Consider the following 19,535-nt stretch of genomic DNA (forward strand, 5'->3'; position numbering starts at 1 on the left):
TCCTACTTACAGACCTGCTGCGGCACGTAATGCAGCCGCTTTGTCTGTTTGCTCCCAAGTAAATTCTGGCTCTTCACGACCAAAGTGGCCATAAGCAGCAGTCTTCTTGTAAATTGGGCGCAAGAGATTCAACATCTTCACGATACCTTTTGGACGCAAGTCAAAATGCTCAGAAACCAATTGAGCAATCTTCTCATCGGAGATCTTGCCTGTGCCAAATGTGCTCACCATCACTGAAGTTGGCTTTGCAACGCCAATCGCGTAAGAGATCTGAATCAAGCACTTGCTTGCCAAACCAGCAGCAACTACGTTCTTCGCAACATAACGACCAGCGTATGCAGCAGAGCGATCAACCTTAGATGGATCTTTACCAGAGAAAGCACCACCACCGTGAGGAGCTGCGCCGCCGTAGGTATCTACAATAATTTTTCGCCCAGTTAAGCCGCAATCGCCTTGTGGGCCGCCGATAACGAAACGACCTGTTGGGTTCACCAAAAAGTTAATCGCGCCTTTGATCAAATGCTTAGGCAATACTGGTTTGATAATTTCTTCGATCACTGCTTCGCGCAATTTCTCGAGAGAGATGTCTTCATCGTGCTGAGTAGACAAAACAACTGTATCGATCGAGTCAGGCTTGCCATCTACATAACGCAATGTCACTTGTGACTTCGCATCAGGACGCAACCAGTTCAAACGGCCATCGCGACGCAATTGTGATTGACGCTCAACCAAACGATGTGACAAGTGAATCGGCAAAGGCATCAGCTCTGCAGTCTCATCACATGCGTAACCAAACATGAGGCCTTGGTCGCCAGCGCCCTGATCCAGGCCATCATCATGGGCCTTATCAACGCCTTGAGCGATATCGGGACTTTGCTTGTCATAAGCAACCAATACTGCACAACCTTTGTAGTCGATACCGTAGTCAGTGTTGTCGTAGCCAATTTCACGCAAAGTATTGCGGGCAACTTGGATGTAATCAACGTTAGCGTTGGTTGTAATTTCACCAGCCAAAACTACTAAGCCGGTGTTGCACAAAGTTTCTGCTGCAACTCGTGCAGTTGGATCTTGAGCCAAGATGGCATCAAGAATCGAATCAGAGATTTGGTCTGCTACTTTATCCGGGTGACCTTCAGAAACAGATTCTGAGGTAAAGAAGTAATCATTTGCCATTGCATATTCCTTTAATAATTAACACGATCATAGGGACAACTCGACGTGCCAGGAACTACAACGGCGACGCTTTAGCAGAATTTATGAATCGCCCTGCAAGTTGCCTTAACTCAGCGATAGGGTAATTTTATCTGAAAAATGCCTAATTCAGCAAATCAACCTGAAATCCACACACTGAGAGCGGCATTGAATATCATTGGGGGGTGAGAAAACTCCTACTTAAGCTCTGCCTCAATACGATTGCCGTGCTTCCACTTGCGCTTGTACAGCTTATTGGGGCTTCTTTAGGCATGCTGGCATATGTTGGCTCAAAACAGTACCGCTCACTTTTTCGCCCTCAATATGAAGCTGTTGTGAATACACGTGGCTTGCCACTCAAGCTATGGGAAGCGGTGCGCGCCTCCGGAATGTTGTTTTCAGACAGCTTGTGGATTTGGCGGAATCCACAAAAAGCCCTCTCATTAGTAGAAGTGCAAAACTGGGATGTAGTTGAAGCAGCAATCGGCGAAGGGCATGGCTTGGTGATGCTGACACCTCACCTCGGTGGCTTTGAAATCATCCCGCGCGTACTTGCCCAACATTTCCCAGCAACGATTCTTTACCGACCCTCACGCCAAGAATGGCTTAATGAGGTAGTAGAAGAGGGTCGCGCCTACCCTAATATGCATTTCGTTCCAACCAACCTCAATGGCGTGCGCCAAATGACTAGAGCGCTCACACGCGGCGAGGCTATTGGCATTCTTCCGGATCAGGTACCCAGTGGCGGTGAAGGTGTGTGGGTTCCGTTCTTCGGGCGCCCCGCGTACACAACACCATTACCGGCGCGTCTTGCCAATCGCAATAGCACGCCAGTAGTGATGTTTACCGCTAAGCGCAAAGGCCTTGGCCAGGGCTGGCTCATGCAAGCAACCCGTCTTGCGCCTTTATCTGAAGATGCCAACATTGCTGCTGCAGAACTCAATGTCGCTATTGAAAATGCAGTTCTCGTCGCGCCAGAACAATTCATTTGGTCATATAACCGCTACAAGCATCCCGCCGGTGCAGAATTGCCTCCAAGCAATTAAATAAATTCGTTATCATTTCTGGAATGACCTGGTTACAAAACCTTTTCAATTTCTTGGCGCTCAGTCTTCTGCGCCTCTTCGCCTTTCTACCTTATACGATTACCGTCCATGTGGGCTATGGCCTAGGTTGGCTTGCCGCCCATATTCCGAATAGCCGCACCCATGTAGTGAAAACCAATTTACGTTTGTGCTTTCCAAATCTAAGCGCAAAAGAAATTGACGATCTCGCCATTGAGCACTGGAAACTATTTGGCCGTAGCGTACTCGAGAGAAGTCGAATCTGGCTTGGTAGCGGCAAACAAATTACCGACATTGTCACCATTAAATCAGCCATCACCTTAGGGGATCGCAAGCCGCGCCTACTCATTAACCCACACTTTGTTGGCCTTGAAGGTGGCTTCATGGCCCTATCAGTCTTGGCCACTCAACACGACTGGCCTCGTGGCGCAGGGCTTTATCAAAATATGAAAAATCCTTTCTTCAATCAAAAAATGATTGAGTGGAGAAATCGTTTTGGTGGAAAGTCAATTGAAAGACAAAGTCGCTTACGCGATCTCATCCGAGAAATTCAAACGGGCAACTTTATTTTCATTGCGCCCGATATTGATTTAGGTCCGCGGGACTCGGTCTTCGTGCCCTTCTTTGGCATTCAGACCAACACCATCACTTCCGTATCTCGCCTGGCAAGGCTTAGCGGTGCTGAGGTCTGCTTAATGACGACCATACTAAATAATGATCGTAAAGCCTACACCTGTCACATCAGCGAACCTTTGCCGAACTTTCCAAGCGATGATGTTGAAAAAGATACGGCACGTTTAAATGAATATATCGAAGAGCTTGTTCGCGAAAGACCGGCAGAGTACTATTGGGTACATAAGCGTTTTAAACACAGACCCGAAGGCGAAGCTAGTCTTTACGATTAAACGGAAATATTTTGAGTACCAATACCAGCAACCCAGTACGTAAGCTACGCTTCACCAAGATGCATGGTGCTGGCAATGATTTCATTGTGCTCAATGGCATTAATCAAGATCTCAGTGGCATTAGCAAGGAACAATGGCAAGCGTTAGCGCATCGTCAATTTGGCATTGGCGCCGATCAAATTCTTTTAGTTGAAAAAGCAACGCGTCCTGATGCGGACTTTAGATATCGCATCTTCAATTCTGACGGCGGTGAAGTCGAGCAATGCGGCAACGGCTCACGTTGCTTCGTGCGTTTTGTGTTGGATCAAGGCTTATCTAACAAGAACCCTTTGCGGGTTGAAGTTGCACACACCGTTCTGACCCTCAAATCCCATCCCGATGGCCAGGTTGAGGTAGATATGGGTGCACCTATTTTTGAACATAGTCATATTCCATTTAACGCAAATGGTTTGGCAAGTGTCCAAGAGTTTCAAGAAACGCTCTATGCACTTCCTCTGAACCACCCTGCTACCCACGACAGTTTGGTTGGCGTTTTATCCATGGGCAACCCACATGCAGTGCAAGTGGTTGGTGATGTTGATAGCGCACCCGTGCTAGAGGAAGGCCCTGAGATTGAACGGTTTGTGGCGTTTCCAAAAAAGGTAAACGTCGGTTATATGCAAGCGATCAATCGCAATGCAATCAAGTTGCGCGTTTTCGAACGTGGCGCTGGGGAAACCTTAGCCTGTGGAACTGGCGCTTGTGCGGCGGTTGTTTCAGGAATACGCAGAGGCTTATTGGATTCACCAGTAAAAGTACATACCCGTGGCGGAGACCTGCTGATTGCTTGGGCTGGAGTCATTGAGGGGGTTGCTCAACCCGTCATCATGACTGGTCCAGCGGTTACCGTCTTTGAGGGTGAAACAGAAATCTAAGAGTCGTCGCTCTTAGATGCCATATTTATCGCGATAGGCTTTTACTGCTGGTAAATAATTTGTGAGCTGAGTGTCACTTGAGGCCATCAAGAACGACATTAATCCAGTCAAGTTGGCAATCGTAATCACTGGCAAACCAAACTCTTGCTCAACTGCTTGCACAGCAGATTTTTCGCCAATATCCACCGCATTGCCTGAGCGCTCCATCCGATCTAAAGCAATTAATACTGCCGCAGGCTCTGCTCCAGCTTTTCGAATGAGATCGACAGATTCCCTGACTGAAGTACCGGCAGAAATGACGTCATCAATAATGACAACTCGGCCTTTGACTGGTGCCCCAACTAACATACCGCCTTCACCATGATCTTTGGCTTCTTTGCGGTTGTAGGCATAAGGCACGTTGACACCGTTATCGGCTAAAGCGATAGCCGTGGCTGCTGCAAGCGTGATTCCCTTATATGCAGGGCCATAAAGCATGTCGAATTGCAGCTTAGATTCTTGCAAGGCTTTAGCGTAGTAGCGACCCAAGGCACTTAAGCGAGCACCATCATTAAATTCACCCGCATTAAAGAAATAAGGCGAGAGTCTTCCGGCTTTAGTTTTAAACTCTCCGAAGGACAAAACCTTTGCCTCCAAGGCAAAACGAATAAAGTTATCTTGATTTGAATTATTTGAGCTCATAGGCCTACATGTTACGCATCATTTCCGCGAACCTCAACGGTATCCGTTCTGCAGTCAAAAAAGGCTTTCTGCCATGGGCATTGAAGCAAAAAGCCGACTTCATTTGCATGCAAGAGCTTAAAGCCCAACGTGATGACCTAGAAGACGCCATTCTCAACCCTGATGGCATGCACGGGTTTTTCCATCACGCCGAGAAGAAGGGCTATAGCGGCTGCGGGATTTATACGCCCCATAAGCCAGACGAAGTCTTATATGGGTATGGCAATGAAGAGTTTGATGCGGAAGGACGCTACGTAGAGGCCCGTTTTAAAGGCTTATCAGTCATCTCTGTTTACATGCCCTCAGGCTCTAGCTCTGAGGAGCGCCAAGAGGCCAAATACCGCTATCTCGATAGTTTTCTGCCTCACCTTGTCGCCCTCAAAAAATCAGGGCGTGAAATCGTCCTATGCGGCGATGTCAATATTGCCCATCAAGAAATTGATCTAAAGAACTGGAAAGGCAATCTCAAGAATTCTGGCTTCTTACCGGAAGAGCGCGCATGGCTTACCAATCTCTTTAGCAAAGTGGGTTACGTCGATGTCTATCGACAGCTTGAGCCAGAGGCAACTGATGCTTGCTACACCTGGTGGAGCAATCGTGGCCAAGCCTATACTAAGAATGTTGGATGGCGCATTGACTATCACATCACTACACCCGGTATTGCTGCTACCGCTAAGAAAACTGCTGTCTACAAAGATGAAAAGTTTTCAGATCACGCGCCACTCACTGTGGACTACGACTGGAAAATTTAAGCAGTCGTAAATGTAAATAAAAAATGAAAGGGGAGTTACTCCCCTTCTTTTTTGATCTGAACGATCTTGAAATGAATCGTTGCCCAAATGAGAAGTAAAACGGGAGCGCCAATAATGGCGGTGCCGTAGAAGAATGCTTGGTATCCAAAGTTATCAACGAACACTCCGGAGAAGCCCGCCAACCATTTGGGTAGCAGCAACATCATCGAGCTAAACAAGGCGTACTGCGTTGCTGAATAGCGGATATTAGTAAGCGAAGATAAGAAGGCAATAAAGGCTGCACTAGCAATGCCAGAGCTTAAGTTATCTGCGGAGATCACCCAAATCAAACCATGCAAATCGTGACCTTGGGTTGCCAACCACGCAAATAATAAATTACTGACTGCCGAAAGAACAGCGCCTACAAATAGAATTCGGAGCACACCAAAGCGCAGCGTGAGCACGCCACCAACAAAGGCGCCTACTAAAGTCATCACCACACCAAATACTTTGCTTACTGCGGCAACTTCATCTTTGGTGTAACCCATGTCTACATAAAATGGGTTGGCCATAATGCCCATCACGACATCGCTAATACGATAGACAGCAATTAAAGACAAAATCAGCACTGCATGCCAGCGATAGCGGCTAATAAATTCTGCAAAAGGCTCAACCAGAGTTTGATACAGCCATGCTTTAGCAGTCCGCACCTTTGCTAACTCATACTTCACAGGCTCTTTACTTAAAAGGGTTGTAATCACACCAACCCCAATAGATGCCGCCATACAGAGATAGGCAAATTGCCATGCACCCGCATCGTAACCACTGCCTGTTTCAGCACGAGCAGCAAGCCATAGAACCCCAGCACCAGCCCAAATCAAAGCCAGTCGATAACCAGTTTGATAAGTAGCCGCTAAGGCTGCCTGATGATCGCTATTGGCAGACTCAATCCGAAATGCATCTAAGGCAATATCCTGAGTAGCAGATCCAAAGGCCACTAACAGTGCACACCAAACAATGGAATTGAGTGCAAGCTTTGGATCTAAGGTCGACATACCAACCAAGCCCAAAATAATGAGTGCTTGCGCAAAAAGTAACCAGCTACGGCGGCGACCAAATAATTTGGTAAGGAGTGGAATTTGCAAACGGTCTACGAGAGGCGCCCAAACCCACTTAAAGGCATAGATCAAACCTACCCAAGTTAAATAACCAATGGTGCTGCGATCAATGCCAGCCTCACGCAACCAAAAACTAAGCGTTCCAAGGATGAGCAATAAAGGAAGGCCTGCGGAGAAGCCCAAGAACAGCATACGCAAACAAGGCCATTCGAGATAAACCCGAAAGTCTTTTAACCAAGATTGGACTGCAGTGAACACCTGTGAATTTTTATTCTACGCGCGACGAATGCGGAACAAGGCGAGGCTGCCAAAGAGATTTGGCATCAACGTTACCTGTCGACCCTCATGCAAGATGCATTGATCGACCACCTTTAACCCAAGGCTTGATGCCAACTTCTCAAAGTCTGCAACAGTCAGCACCCGTACGTTGGGCGTGTTGTACCACTGGTAAGGCAAGCTCTTAGATACTGGCATGCGTCCAAGGCCAACGGCGAGGCGATGCGACCAGTGACCAAAGTTCGGAAATGAAATGATGGATTCTTTTCCTACGCGCACTACTTCACGCAAAATCTTCTCTGTCTGATGAATCGTTTGTAAAGTCTGTGAAAGTACAACCGTATCAAAACTATTGTCTTCAAAAAGCGCTAGACCGCCTTCAAGATCCTGCTGGATTGTATTCAAGCCTTTTTGCACGCAAGAGAGTACGCGCGCATCATCAATTTCAACGCCATAGGCATGAACCGGTTTTTGTTTCTGCAAAAACTCTAGAAAACTACCGTCACCACAACCGAGATCCAACACTTGTGTGTTTGGTGCAATCCAATTAGCTATGGCAGCAAAGTCAGCGCGCTTTGTGAAATTACTCATGCTTGAGCCTCACGCATTTGCTTAAAGTAAGCTCTCACGAGGTTGTGATAACGCTCATCATCCAAAAGGAAAGCGTCGTGACCATGTGGCGCATCAATCTCGGCATAGGTGACTTCGCTCTTGTTACTGAGCAATGACTGAACGATTTCACGGCTACGGTTAGGCGGAAAACGCCAATCGGTTGAAAAGCTCACAACTAAGAACTTTGCCTGAACCTCTGCTAGCGCGCGATTCAGACTACCATCGTAACGACGTGCAGGATCGAAATAATCTAAGGCACGTGTAATGAGTAAGTAGGTGTTAGCGTCAAAATAAGTTGAAAACTTATCGCCTTGATGGCGCAAATAACTTTCAACCTCAAACTCAACATCAAAGCTAAAGCGGTAATCATGAGACTCGCCATTGGGGCGTTGTAATTCACGCCCAAATTTTTCTGCCATGTCATCATCAGATAAATAGGTGATGTGACCGACCATACGGGCTAAACGCAAGCCGCGCTTTGGCACAACACCATGCTCATAATAGTTGCCACCATGAAAATCTGGGTCCGACAAAATAGCATTGCGTGCTACTTCATTAAAAGCAATATTTTGCGCACTAAGCTTTGGAGTAGATGCAACTACAACGCAATGATCTAAGCGCTTAGGAAACTGAATAGCCCAAGCCATAGCCTGCATACCACCCAGGCTGCCGCCCATTACGGCAGCAAACTTTCGAATACCTAACTTGTCTGCCAAACGAGCTTGGGTGTTTACCCAATCCTCAACAGTGACGACAGGAAAGTCGGCGCCATAGGGCTTGCCAGTTGCAGGATTAATGCTCATCGGCCCTGTTGAACCAAAACAAGAGCCCAAATTATTAACGCCAATGACAAAAAAGTGATTTGTATCTACCGGCTTGCCAGGACCAATCATGTTGTCCCACCAACCAATATCCTGTGGGTCTTCTGGGCTTGGTCCAGCTACGTGGTGAGATGCATTCAACGCATGGCAAACGAGTACAGCGTTGCTTTTGTCGGCATTGAGCTTGCCGTAGGTTTCAATGACTAAATCGTAGCCAGACAACATGGCACCACTCTGCAAAGGCAGGGGCTCGGCAAAATGAATGGTGTTTCTAGAGAGGTGTAGCTCGCTCATTCTGACAGGAGAAGGCGCAGACTAACATCGGAGGCTTCTGTTGGCAGCTTCTTAAATCCACTTCGGGCAAAGCGATGCCAACGACCCAAAACAAAACTCATCAACATGGCAGCGCGAATACTAACCTCTTCTTGACCCAGTTGCGCCCAGTTACCGCCTTGGGTTTGAGCAATACGCAGCGCTTGCTTCAGAGATGCTTCGACACGATCTAGCACTTGAGTAATACGCTCTTGCAAGCGATCATCTTCTTGCAACAAAGCATCGCCCAATAAAACGCGAGTCATACCGGGATTCTTTTCAGCAAAAAATAAAAGCATTTGCAAAATGCCGCGCGCTTGAGCAAGACCAGACTCTTCTTTTTGATTAATTTGATTAATCAACCCAAAAACAGTTTGCTCAATAAAAGAAATCAAGCCCTCGAACATCTGCGCCTTACTCGCAAAATGGCGATACAGGGCTGCTTCTGATACCTCGATCTTGGCGGCTAGAGCGGCAGTAGTAACGCGCTCACCCTTAGGGTTTTGTAACATCTCCGCAAGCACTTGCAAAATCTGCAATCGGCGCTCGCCTGGGCGAGGGCGTTTACGAGCTTTACCAGCGTCAGCGGTGCTGTCGTTGATGTCTGCTGGCTCTATAGATTCACGCATGCTTATTTACTTGTCTACTTATCTAGAACGGATCATCGTTCCGAACGCTTGCTCGGTCAGAATTTCTAACAATAAAGAATGTTCAATACGGCCGTCGATGATGTGCACTGAATTGACGCCACTCTTAGCAGCATCTAGTGCAGAAGAAATTTTTGGCAACATGCCACCGGAAATGGTGCCATCAGCAAACAGTCCATCAATTTCTCGCGCAGTTAAATCTGTTAGCAACTTGCCGTCTTTATCCATCACGCCGGGAATATTAGTCATCATGACTAACTTCTCTGCATGGAGAATCTCAGCCATCTTGCCGGCTACTAAATCCGCATTAATGTTGTAAGCCTGGCCTTCAGCGCTAAAGCCAATCGGAGAAATCACCGGAATAAACGCATCGTCTTGCAAGGCCTTAACCACAGCAGGATTAATTGCCTCGATTTCACCAACAAAACCGATATCAATCATCTTACTTGGATCAGTATCGCTAGGAATCTTCATTTTCTTAGCGTGAATCAAGCCACCGTCTTTGCCAGTCAAGCCAACAGCTTGGCCGCCAAAGTGGTTGATCAACATCACAATGTCCTGCTGCACTTCGCCGCCCAGAACCCACTCCACCACTTCCATGGTTTCTTCATCGGTAACGCGCATTCCCTGAATAAAGGTTCCAGTCTTGCCAATTTTCTTGAGAGCTTCATCAATTTGAGGGCCGCCGCCATGAACTACCACTGGGTTCATGCCAACTAACTTCAACAAAATGACATCGCGCGCAAAACTTTCTTTGAGGCGCTCTTCAACCATGGCGTTTCCGCCGTACTTAATCACAATAGTCTTGCCGTGATAGGCGCGAATGTAAGGCAGCGCTTCAGCAAGAATCTCCGCCTTTAATAAAGGTGAGATATCACTTAGAGTAGGCAAAGGCTTAGTCATCACAAACCTAATTTATTCGCCAAATAATTTTTGGCGGAGTTCGCGACGCTCTTGAGCCTCAAGAGATAAATTGGCTGTAGGCCTTGCAATTAAACGGTTCAAGCCGATTGGCTCGCCTGTTTCTTCACACCAACCATAATCGCCAGATTCAATGCGCGCCAATGCTTGCTCTACTTTTTTGAGCAACTTACGCTCACGATCGCGCGTACGCAATTCCAATGCATGCTCTTCTTCGATGGTTGCGCGATCGGCAGGATCGGGAACCAAAATATTTTCACGCAGATGTTCTGTTGTCTCGGATGCATTCTTGAGAATGTCATTTTTGAGAACGAGTAATTTTTGACGGAAAAAATCTAACTGCGCAGCACTCATATAGTCCTTATCGGACATCTTGAGTAATTCTGCTTCAGTTAGTGGGGCACCTTTTGCAACTTTCGTGCTCGCAGCTTTACTACTGGCTTTTGCAGCAGTTGCTGTTTTTGTTGCTGTTTTTACCGTCATCTCATTCTTTCCTGGTTTAAAGCATTATTGCCTCATTCTGCCAAACTTTTACGGCCCTTTTATTAATATTCATCAATATTGACCGTGGCGGCGGATTGTACCCGAATCTTTCTAGGCCAAACATCCCTCAAGCCCAGCCAGTAGGGTGTCTTTAGGCAAATCGATGCCTATGAAGACCATACGGGTTTGCTTGGGTTCTGCACCCCATGGACCCGCTAAATCGCTGCCCATCATCTGATGCACCCCCTGAAACACCACTTTTCGACTACTTCCCTTGACATAGAGTACGCCTTTATAGCGCAGCATCTTCTCGCCAAAGACCTCCAAAATGCCGCCAAGGAAGTCTTCCAACTTTTTGTGATTAAAGGGTTTATCACTACGAAAAACGAAGGATTGGATGCGATCCGTATGGCCTGCATGGCCATGGTGATGATGGTCATGACTATGATCATGGCCGCAGGTGCTGTGATCATGGTCGTGGTCATGGCTATGGTCATGACCGCAATCAGCATGATCGTGGTCGTCCTGCTCCAAGAAATGTGGGTCTATATCTAGCTTGGCATTGAGATTGAAGCCTTTGAGGTCCAAAACTGCATTTAAAGGCACTATGCCCTTAGAAATGCCTGCAATCGGCGCTCTTGGGTTCATGTGCATCAAACGATTACGCAAAGCATCTACTTGGGCAGGAGTAACCAAATCAGTCTTAGTAATAAAGATCTGATCTGCAAAGCCCACCTGGCGCTGAGCTTCTTCGTGCTCATTAAGTTGTTGCTGACCATGCTTAGCATCTACCAAGGTCACCACAGCATCCAATACATAGTGATCAGCAACGTCATCATCCATAAAGAAAGTCTGCGCTACAGGGCCTGGATTGGCAACGCCTGTCGTTTCAATGACGACGCGATCAAAGCTAATCTTCTTATCTTTGCGCTGCTCCCAGAGCTCATTTAGCGCATCCACCAAGTCGCCACGAATCGTGCAGCAAATACAACCGTTACTCATTTGCACAATATTCTCTTGGTTATCTTGTACCAAGATATCGTTATCAATATTTTCTTCGCCGAACTCGTTCTCGATCACGGCAATTTTTTTACCGTGTTCCTCAGTCAGAATGTGTTTGAGCAAGGTGGTTTTGCCGCTCCCTAAGAAGCCCGTCAAAATTGTTACCGGAATTAATGCCATGGATGTTCCAATCTAAATCTATAAGCCAACCATTCCCAAAGCGGGAAACCTTCTATCTTACCGAGTTCCTCAGTCTTTGCCAGCCTTTGCGCGTGGATGCGCTTTATCGTATGCCTGAGCGAGGTGCTGAAAATCTAAGGAGGTATAAATCTGGGTACTGGCAATGCTGGCATGCCCCAACATCTCCTGCACTGCACGTAAATCTTGTGAGGATTGCAGTACATGACTTGCAAAACTGTGGCGCATCATATGAGGGTGCACATGGGTTGGTAAGCCAGCGCGCATAGCCAAAGTACGCAATCTGGCTTGCACCGTACGCGGTGATAAGCGCTTGCCGGTGGCTGACAAAAATAAGGCAATCGATTCTTCTGAGTAACTTCCAGCATCCCGCAACTGTCGCCATGCAGTAAGTGATTTCATTGCGGGCATACCAACAGGTACTGAACGTCGTTTACCGCCCTTACCTAAAACAGTCACTTCCGCCGCATCCCAATCTAACCAGCCAGCAGATTCATGCTGACGGTCCTTACTTTGCATCACATCAATGCCCAAGAGTTCAGATAGACGTAAACCCGAGGAGTAGAGCAAATCAATAATCGCTGCATCACGAATTGATTCCAAATCCTTTTTTTCTTCAGCCTCTTTAACTGCTTGATTCACTAAGGCGAGTGCCTGCTCAACTGATAACGCCTTAGGCAAAGACTTTAAACGCTTAGGCGCCTTCACATCATCCACTGGATTAGCGGCAAGGTTACTAGTGACCTTGCCTGCGCGTGCATCACGCCTGGCATCTTTTTCTGTAAGCCAGTCATACCAACCACGCCATGCTGACAACGCTCTTGCAATACTTCTCGAGGATTTACCTTTGGAATGCAAGCGTCCCGCCCAACGGCGCACATGGCCATTGCTAACTTTTAATAATTCAACAGAGTCTTCAAGCGCAAAATTTTGGAGATCACTCAGATCCATGCCGTACGCTTTGAGCGTATGCGGCGAGAGTTGACGCAATACATGAAGCTCATGCAAATACTCTTGCATGAGGGGGTGGAGATCAGTCGCCTTTAATTTCATAAGCCTGGATACGATCCAAAGCTGCAGCTGTTAGTTCAGCAATCTGACGCAAATAGAAAGCACCCATATCCGCTGTAAAGCGTGACTCATCTTTACTTGCTAGCAATAACACCGCTGGTGATTGAGTAGCGCCAACACTTTTGCCAAGCGGCAAACCAATAGCCACCATGCTTTGCCATTCAGGATCAATGGTGGTTTGGCTTGCTAAGAGGTCTACGCTAGCAGCGGCCAACTCTTTTGCCGAACCACACAAAGGGGTATCGATCCAAGGACCAAATGCTGAATTAGGCGACAACAATTGTGCAGACTCGACCTCAAAGACCTCAGCTAAACCCGAAGTAATGGCAGCCTCAACATCAGCCTTATTGTTCGCCTTCATCAGGCGCAATAACCAGGCAACCAAACTTTGTTGGGTTTTGTCGTTGCGACTACCAAAGTGCAGCATCTCACTTAAGCGACGATTGAGTTCTTGATTTTGTGTACGCAATACCGTCATCTGACGCTCTTGCAATGAGATTGCGCGATCTTCATGTGGGTGCTTGATCCGAATCTCATTAAATAGATCGGCGTAACGCTCAAAAAACCCTGGGGTTGCACGCAACCACTCAGCAACTAATTCTTCTTGCTCGGCTTGCTTTGGATCGATTGCGCTCATGAATTTCTTTCTCTAATTACTTTTTTATTTACTTGTTTTATAGACTTAGTTAGCCAAGCTTCTTGCGTAAAAGCTCATTTACCTGACCTGGGTTAGCCTTACCTTGGGAGGCTTTCATGATCCGCCCTACCAATGCATTAAACGCTTTCTCTTTGCCAGAGCGGAACTCTTCAACAGACTTCTGGTTGGCAGCTAATACTTGATCGATGATGGCTTCAATGGCGCCGCTATCACTAATCTGTTTCAAGCCTTTGGCGTCAATCACCTGATCAACCGTGCTGATGGCTTTACCTGCAATGGCTTCTTCCCAAAGAATGGCAAAGATGTCTTTAGCAATCTTGTTAGAAATTGTGCCGTCAGCTACACGCGTCAACAATGGCGCCAAATGCTCTGCCTTTAATGGTGCATCTGCTGTTGCAATACCTGCACGTTTTAAGGATGAGGCGAACTCGCCAGCAATTAAATTGGCAGCCGCTTTTGCTAATGGCTTACCGACAATTACCAACAGCTCTTCAAATACTTTTGCGGTGTCACGATCTTGCGTGAGAAGCTGCGCATCGTAGGCGCTTAATCCAAATTCACTTTGCCACTGCTCACGTAATTGCGCAGGCAATGCAGGCATCTTGCTGTGAACATCTGCAATCCACGCATCATCAATCACAACAGGAAGTAAGTCAGGATCGGGGAAGTAGCGGTAGTCATTCGCATCTTCTTTGCTACGCATGCTACGCGTTTCGCCGCGATCGGGATCGTACAAACGGGTTTCTTGAACAACAGTGCCACCGTCTTCGATTAACTCAATTTGACGACGGACTTCATATTGAATGGCTTCTTCCAAAAAGCGGAAGGAGTTCAAGTTCTTGATTTCGCAGCGGGTACCAAACTCAGCCTGACCTTTAGGGCGCACTGAAACGTTGGCATCGCAGCGGAAAGAGCCTTCTTGCATATTGCCGTCACAAACACCGAGCCAAACGACCAGGCCATGCAAGGCTTTAGCGTAGGCGACTGCCTCAGCAGCACTACGCATGACCGGTTCGGTCACGATCTCGAGGAGTGGCGTACCGGCGCGATTTAAGTCAATGCCACTAGAGGGTTCGCCATGGGGGCCTGTGAAGCCCTCTTCATGCACAGACTTGCCAGCGTCTTCTTCCATATGGGCACGAGTGAGTTCAACCACTTTCACTTCTTCGCCCACCAAGATTTCGAGATGCCCACCAACAACAACCGGTATTTCCATCTGGCTAATTTGATAACCCTTAGGTAGATCGGGATAGAAATAGTTTTTGCGCGCAAAGATGCTCGCTGGAGAAATCTTGGCATTCACTGCCAAACCAAAACGAATGGCATGCTCAACGGCTTGACGATTCAGTACTGGCAATACACCAGGTAATGCCAGATCCACTGCGCATGCTTGTGTATTGGGCTCAGCACCAAAGCGCGTACTTGCACCACTAAAAATTTTGGACTGCGTTTGTAGTTGTGCGTGGGTCTCTAGACCAATAACGACTTCCCATTGCATCATGCCACCTCGCTTGCTGGACGCAAATGCCAATCACTGGCCTGCTGATATTGGTGAGCCACTTGCAACAAACGCGCTTCAGAAAAATAATTACCAATCAATTGCATACCAATAGGTAAGTTATTTCCATTAAATCCACAAGGAACGCTCATCGCTGGCAATCCTGCTAGGTTTGTTGAGAGCGTGTAAATATCTTCTAAGTACATTTGCACGGGATCTTTTGACTTCTCACCCAAACGCCAAGCCACATCAGGGGCTACGGGCCCGAGGATGACATTACACTGATTGAAAGCCGCTTGAAAATCAGCCGCAATAATCCGGCGAATTTTTTGCGCTTGCAGATAGTACGCATCATAGTAACCATGGCAAAGAACATAAGTGCCAATCATGATGCGGCGCTTCACCTCTGCACCAAAACCTTCAGTACGTGACTTTGCATACATATCATTAAGGTCACGATATTCGTTCGCGCGATATCCATAACGCACACCATCAAAGCGACTCAGGTTACTTGATGCTTCTGCTGGTGCTAAAACGTAATACACCGGGATAGATAACTTGGTTTTTGGCAGACTCACTTCAACTAATGTCGCGCCCAAGCTTTCTAACTGCTTGGCTGCCTCGTTAACGGATTTAGCAACATCACTTGCTAATCCCTCAGCAAAAAATTCTTTTGGCAAACCGACACGTAAACCCTCTAATGGTTTCGCAGAATTTGCATTGCCTTCTTTCCAGCTCTGGTTGAGATAGCGACCATAGTCCTCTCCTGAGTCAGCCAAAGAGGTGGAGTCACGTGGATCATGCGAAGACATTGCAGTCAGCAGCAAAGCACAGTCTTCGGCAGTCTTACCCATCGGGCCAGCCTGATCAAGTGAAGAGGCGTAGGCAATCATGCCGTAACGAGATACGCGCCCATAACTAGGCTTAATTCCAGTGAGACCACAGAATGCCGCTGGTTGACGAATCGAGCCACCAGTATCAGTGCCAGTGGCGATCGGGGCTAAGCCAGCAGCAACAGCTGCAGCAGAACCACCGGAGGATCCGCCGGCTACGTGAGCAGAATTCCAGGGATTTAAGACTGGTCCAAAGGCGGAGTTTTCATTGGATGAGCCCATGGCGAACTCGTCCATATTGGTTTTGCCCAAGCAAACCATGCCAGCACCATGGGGATTGTTTTCATCTGGGATCCCCAGATTAGCAACTACCGTAGCGTCGAAAGGACTTTGGTATCCCTCCAAGATTTTGGAGGCCGCAGTCGACTTCCAGCCACGCGTTACAAAGACATCCTTATGCGCAACAGGGATACCAGTTAACTTACTGGCTTTGCCCGAAGAAATAAGCTTATCTGCTTTATTTGCTTGCTCTAAGCTTAAGTGAGCATTCACATCAAGATAGGCATTCCACTGTTTTCCAGCTTCAATCCGGTCCAAAAAGTACTGGGTTAATTCGGTACTGGAGACCTCTTTTGCAGCAAGCGCTTTTGCCATTAAGGCAATAGGGGTGTTGTGCCAGCTCATTCGATCACCTTTGGCACCAAGAAGTAGCCCTCATGCTGAGCAGGGGCAGATTGCATGTTTTCGGCACGATGATCTGACTCGGTGACTTGGTCAACTCGCATAGGTTGGGCCAAATCACGCAAAAAGAGGATTGGGTGAGCCAAAGGTTCAAGACCGGTTGTATCAACTGCCTGCATTTCCTCAACCAAGGAAAAAATGGCCTGCAATTGAGGCAAAACTGCCTCTGCTTCTGCCTGATTTAATTCAAGCCTGGATAGGTGCGCAATGCGCTGGACATCATCAAGTTTCATGGGACGAGAGTATCATTCCTATATATTTTCATTAACACTTTCTATTTTCCCACTACATCATGTTTGGTTTTTTCCGCAGCTACTTTTCTAATGACCTAGCCATCGACCTAGGAACCGCCAACACCTTAATTTATATGCGTGAGCGGGGTATTGTCCTTGATGAACCTTCTGTTGTGGCAATTCGCCAAGAAGGTGGTCCAAACGGCAAAAAGACCATTTTGGCTGTCGGCAAAGAGGCAAAAGCGATGTTAGGGCGCGTTCCGGGGAATATTGAGGCGATTCGCCCAATGAAAGACGGCGTTATTGCCGACTTCACGATTACCGAACAAATGCTCAAGCAATTTATCAAGCTTGTGCACGAAAGCAAATTATTAAAGCCAAGCCCACGCATCATCATTTGTGTTCCTTGTGGATCTACCCAAGTTGAGCGTCGCGCGATTCGCGAATCTGCATTAGGCGCTGGTGCATCGCAAGTATTTTTGATTGAAGAACCAATGGCAGCTGCAATTGGTTCTGGCTTGCCAGTTTCTGAAGCAGCAGGTTCAATGGTTGTTGACATCGGCGGTGGCACAACTGAAGTTGGCGTGATGTCATTAGGCGGCATGGTTTACAAAGGCTCTGTTCGTGTTGGTGGCGATAAGTTTGATGAAGCCATTACCAATTACATTCGTCGTAACTACGGCATGTTGATTGGTGAGCAAACTGCTGAGTTGATCAAGAAAACAATTGGCTCTGCTTTCCCTGGCGCCGAAGTGCGCGAGATGGAAGTTAAAGGTCGCAATCTTTCTGAAGGTATTCCACGTAGCTTCACAGTTACTAGCAATGAAATCCTTGAAGCATTAACTGATCCATTGAATCAAATCGTGACTGCAGTTAAAGCGGCTCTCGAGCAGATTCCACCTGAGTTGGCATCCGACATTGCTGAGCGCGGCATGATGCTTACAGGCGGCGGCGCCTTATTGCGCGACCTCGATCGCCTCTTGTTGGAAGAAACTGGTTTGCCGATTCATGTTGCAGAAGATCCATTAACCTGCGTGGCTCGTGGTTGCGGTATCGCACTTGAGCGCATGGATAAGTTAGGCGGAGTGTTCTCGCACGAGTAAGCGACATACACGTCGACCAGGGAATTGCAACATAGCGCTCCACCACTTTTCAGACAGGGCATTCCGGCCTTACTCAAACTGATTGTCTGTCTGTCGATCAGCATCGCTCTGATGCTGATCGATTTTCGTTTTAAAGCACTCGATCCCATTCGCAATAATGTGAATTGGATTTTGCGTCCCCTCGAATACGTCATGATGGCGCCGCGCAATGCACTCGAAGCAACATCTGAATACTTCACCACAAGATCTACGCTTGACCAAGAAAACCAAGTCATGAAAGTGCGTCAAGCAGAGCTTTCATTGTTGGCAAATCAATCCGAATTTTTGATGGTGGAAAACCAAAACCTGCGCGAGCTCATGACTTTGCAAAAACAGGTGCCATTCAAAACATTGCCAGTAGAAATTTTGTTTAATCCGCCAAATCCAATTTCACAGCGCATTGTGATTAATCGCGGCAGCAATGATGGCTTGAAGCTTGGGAACCCAATTGCCAATGATTCTGGCATCTTGGGCCAAGTCGTTCGTCTATATGAACGTTCTGCCGAGGTTTCCCTGCTGGAGGATCGCGATTTTGCGGTTCCGGTCCAAGTTGCACGCAATGGACTTCGTGCTGCCGTATTTGGCGCAGGGCGCGGCAACCCCCTAGAGCTGCGCTATTTACCGGTAGCTAGCGATTTGGAGGTCGGCGATATCTTGCTAACCTCCGGAATTGATGGTGTTTATCCCCCAGGGTTTGCGGTAGCCGTCATTAGCAAAATTGAGCGTAATGCCGATAAAAATTCTTCCAATGTATTTTGCGTACCGGTTGCAGCAGTCAATCGCTATCGTCAAGCGCTTGCGCTTTTATATGACCCGCAGTTTGATGCCAAGGCGCCAGTGAGTAACAAGTCCGCCACTGGGGCGCCCTTAACAAACACGCCAGGCAGACGCCAAACTCGTGCGCGAGGAATGCAATGATCGATTTCCAGAGCGGCTACATCCTGCGCCCGGTAAATCCGGTCTTCATTTATTTCAGTTTGTTTTGTGCGCTGCTATTAAACCTATTGCCCATTGGTAATTATGGCTGGGTGCCCGATTGGTTAATTCTGTGCATTGTGTTTTGGAACATTCATCAGCATCGCTATGTGAGCGTGATCACCGCCTTCATTCTTGGTTTGATGATGGATGTACACAATTCAGATTTGCTGGGCTTGCATGCATTTAGCTATTCGCTCGTTGCATACGTCGCCATCTCCTGGCATAGACGCATTGTGGCTCTCACGGTTCTCTCACAGGCATTACATCTACTTCCTATTTTCTTATTGGTATCGCTATTCCCCGTACTGGCCCATTGGCTTCTGAGTGGCGAACTCTATTGGTGGGCCTTAACAGGCGCCATTCAAGCACTGATTGAGGCCATGCTCTGGCCGTTGGCCACGCGCATCTTGCTTGCGCCGCAGCGTCGCCCTATAGACGTTGATCACAATCGACCGCTCTAAGAAGC

At 47.5% G+C, this 19,535-nt stretch carries 21 protein-coding genes; 7 read left to right on the forward strand and 14 right to left on the reverse strand.

What is annotated here, in order from left to right; translation table 11 throughout:
* Positions 1 to 6: 6 nt before the first annotated feature.
* Positions 7 to 1,173, reverse strand: coding sequence for a methionine adenosyltransferase (metK, locus tag AOC21_RS09765; protein ID WP_068319810.1), 1,167 nt, complete (start codon positions 1,171 to 1,173; stop codon positions 7 to 9).
* A 203-nt stretch (positions 1,174 to 1,376) separates the two neighbouring features.
* Here metK and AOC21_RS09770 point away from each other — a divergent pair, with 203 nt between their 5' ends.
* From AOC21_RS09770 to dapF, 3 genes are read left to right on the forward strand one after another with little or no spacing between them, the layout of a single operon-like run.
* Positions 1,377 to 2,237 carry a lysophospholipid acyltransferase family protein gene (locus AOC21_RS09770; RefSeq protein ID WP_251371504.1) on the forward strand — a complete coding sequence of 287 codons (861 nt, stop codon included), beginning with the start codon at positions 1,377 to 1,379 and terminating at the stop codon, positions 2,235 to 2,237.
* 23 nt (positions 2,238 to 2,260) lie between these two features.
* Positions 2,261 to 3,160 carry a lipid A biosynthesis acyltransferase gene (locus tag AOC21_RS09775; protein WP_215391788.1) on the forward strand — a complete coding sequence of 300 codons (900 nt, stop codon included), beginning with the start codon at positions 2,261 to 2,263 and terminating at the stop codon, positions 3,158 to 3,160.
* A 59-nt stretch (positions 3,161 to 3,219) separates the two neighbouring features.
* Positions 3,220 to 4,074 carry a diaminopimelate epimerase gene (gene dapF, locus AOC21_RS09780; protein WP_215392809.1) on the forward strand — a complete coding sequence of 285 codons (855 nt, stop codon included), beginning with the start codon at positions 3,220 to 3,222 and terminating at the stop codon, positions 4,072 to 4,074.
* 12 nt (positions 4,075 to 4,086) lie between these two features.
* Here the strand turns inward: dapF and pyrE are convergent, their stop codons facing one another.
* Positions 4,087 to 4,755, reverse strand: coding sequence for an orotate phosphoribosyltransferase (pyrE, locus tag AOC21_RS09785; protein ID WP_215391789.1), 669 nt, complete (start codon positions 4,753 to 4,755; stop codon positions 4,087 to 4,089).
* 8 nt (positions 4,756 to 4,763) lie between these two features.
* On the opposite strand from pyrE, the gene AOC21_RS09790 reads away from it, so the two are divergent.
* The gene (locus AOC21_RS09790) at positions 4,764 to 5,546 is read left to right on the forward strand and encodes an exodeoxyribonuclease III (protein WP_215391790.1); all 783 of its coding nucleotides are present in this window, start codon (positions 4,764 to 4,766) and stop codon (positions 5,544 to 5,546) included.
* A 35-nt stretch (positions 5,547 to 5,581) separates the two neighbouring features.
* Here AOC21_RS09790 and AOC21_RS09795 read toward each other — a convergent pair whose 3' ends face one another.
* The 12 genes from AOC21_RS09795 to gatC all read right to left on the reverse strand — a co-directional run bounded on the left by AOC21_RS09795 (position 5,582) and on the right by gatC (position 16,949).
* Positions 5,582 to 6,901, reverse strand: coding sequence for an MFS transporter (locus tag AOC21_RS09795; protein ID WP_215391791.1), 1,320 nt, complete (start codon positions 6,899 to 6,901; stop codon positions 5,582 to 5,584).
* A 15-nt stretch (positions 6,902 to 6,916) separates the two neighbouring features.
* A complete protein-coding gene (metW, locus tag AOC21_RS09800; RefSeq protein WP_215391792.1) occupies positions 6,917 to 7,510 on the reverse strand; it encodes a methionine biosynthesis protein MetW in 594 nt (197 codons plus the stop codon).
* The gene (locus AOC21_RS09805; RefSeq protein ID WP_215391793.1) at positions 7,507 to 8,646 is read right to left on the reverse strand and encodes a homoserine O-acetyltransferase; all 1,140 of its coding nucleotides are present in this window, start codon (positions 8,644 to 8,646) and stop codon (positions 7,507 to 7,509) included. Before AOC21_RS09805 ends, metW begins: the two co-directional genes overlap by 4 nt.
* On the reverse strand, positions 8,643 to 9,293 hold the full coding sequence (gene slmA / locus AOC21_RS09810; protein WP_215391794.1) for a nucleoid occlusion factor SlmA: 651 nt from the start codon (positions 9,291 to 9,293) through the stop codon (positions 8,643 to 8,645). The genes AOC21_RS09805 and slmA overlap by 4 nt, the downstream gene beginning before the upstream one ends.
* 18 nt (positions 9,294 to 9,311) lie before the next feature.
* Positions 9,312 to 10,214 (reverse strand): acetylglutamate kinase, encoded by a 903-nt coding sequence (argB, locus tag AOC21_RS09815; protein ID WP_215391795.1) that lies wholly within the window; start codon positions 10,212 to 10,214, stop codon positions 9,312 to 9,314.
* A 12-nt stretch (positions 10,215 to 10,226) separates the two neighbouring features.
* Positions 10,227 to 10,604, reverse strand: a complete 378-nt coding sequence (gene dksA, locus AOC21_RS09820; RefSeq protein ID WP_215392810.1) for an RNA polymerase-binding protein DksA — start codon at positions 10,602 to 10,604, stop codon at positions 10,227 to 10,229.
* 222 nt (positions 10,605 to 10,826) lie between these two features.
* Positions 10,827 to 11,897 (reverse strand): GTP-binding protein, encoded by a 1,071-nt coding sequence (locus AOC21_RS09825; RefSeq protein ID WP_215391796.1) that lies wholly within the window; start codon positions 11,895 to 11,897, stop codon positions 10,827 to 10,829.
* Positions 11,898 to 11,966: 69 nt separating this feature from the next.
* Positions 11,967 to 12,968 carry a tyrosine recombinase XerC gene (locus AOC21_RS09830; RefSeq protein ID WP_215391797.1) on the reverse strand — a complete coding sequence of 334 codons (1,002 nt, stop codon included), beginning with the start codon at positions 12,966 to 12,968 and terminating at the stop codon, positions 11,967 to 11,969.
* Positions 12,949 to 13,623 carry a DUF484 family protein gene (locus AOC21_RS09835; protein WP_215391798.1) on the reverse strand — a complete coding sequence of 225 codons (675 nt, stop codon included), beginning with the start codon at positions 13,621 to 13,623 and terminating at the stop codon, positions 12,949 to 12,951. Before AOC21_RS09835 ends, AOC21_RS09830 begins: the two co-directional genes overlap by 20 nt.
* Positions 13,624 to 13,672: 49 nt before the next feature.
* Positions 13,673 to 15,145, reverse strand: coding sequence for an Asp-tRNA(Asn)/Glu-tRNA(Gln) amidotransferase subunit GatB (gatB, locus tag AOC21_RS09840; protein ID WP_215391799.1), 1,473 nt, complete (start codon positions 15,143 to 15,145; stop codon positions 13,673 to 13,675).
* On the reverse strand, positions 15,142 to 16,659 hold the full coding sequence (gene gatA / locus AOC21_RS09845; RefSeq protein ID WP_215391800.1) for an Asp-tRNA(Asn)/Glu-tRNA(Gln) amidotransferase subunit GatA: 1,518 nt from the start codon (positions 16,657 to 16,659) through the stop codon (positions 15,142 to 15,144). The genes gatB and gatA overlap by 4 nt, the downstream gene beginning before the upstream one ends.
* Positions 16,656 to 16,949 (reverse strand): Asp-tRNA(Asn)/Glu-tRNA(Gln) amidotransferase subunit GatC, encoded by a 294-nt coding sequence (gatC, locus tag AOC21_RS09850; protein WP_215391801.1) that lies wholly within the window; start codon positions 16,947 to 16,949, stop codon positions 16,656 to 16,658. The genes gatA and gatC overlap by 4 nt, the downstream gene beginning before the upstream one ends.
* A gap of 59 nt (positions 16,950 to 17,008) precedes the next feature.
* Here gatC and AOC21_RS09855 point away from each other — a divergent pair, with 59 nt between their 5' ends.
* From AOC21_RS09855 to mreD, 3 genes are read left to right on the forward strand one after another with little or no spacing between them, the layout of a single operon-like run.
* The gene (locus AOC21_RS09855) at positions 17,009 to 18,052 is read left to right on the forward strand and encodes a rod shape-determining protein (RefSeq protein ID WP_068319852.1); all 1,044 of its coding nucleotides are present in this window, start codon (positions 17,009 to 17,011) and stop codon (positions 18,050 to 18,052) included.
* Positions 18,053 to 18,076: 24 nt separating this feature from the next.
* Complete coding sequence (gene mreC / locus AOC21_RS09860) at positions 18,077 to 19,009, forward strand: rod shape-determining protein MreC (protein WP_215391802.1); 933 nt, start codon at positions 18,077 to 18,079, stop codon at positions 19,007 to 19,009.
* Positions 19,006 to 19,530 carry a rod shape-determining protein MreD gene (mreD, locus tag AOC21_RS09865; RefSeq protein WP_215391803.1) on the forward strand — a complete coding sequence of 175 codons (525 nt, stop codon included), beginning with the start codon at positions 19,006 to 19,008 and terminating at the stop codon, positions 19,528 to 19,530. Before mreC ends, mreD begins: the two co-directional genes overlap by 4 nt.
* Positions 19,531 to 19,535: the final 5 nt, after the last annotated feature.

Origin of the sequence: Polynucleobacter sp. VK25, assembly GCF_018687355.1 — a bacterium.
Taxonomy (GTDB): domain Bacteria; phylum Pseudomonadota; class Gammaproteobacteria; order Burkholderiales; family Burkholderiaceae; genus Polynucleobacter.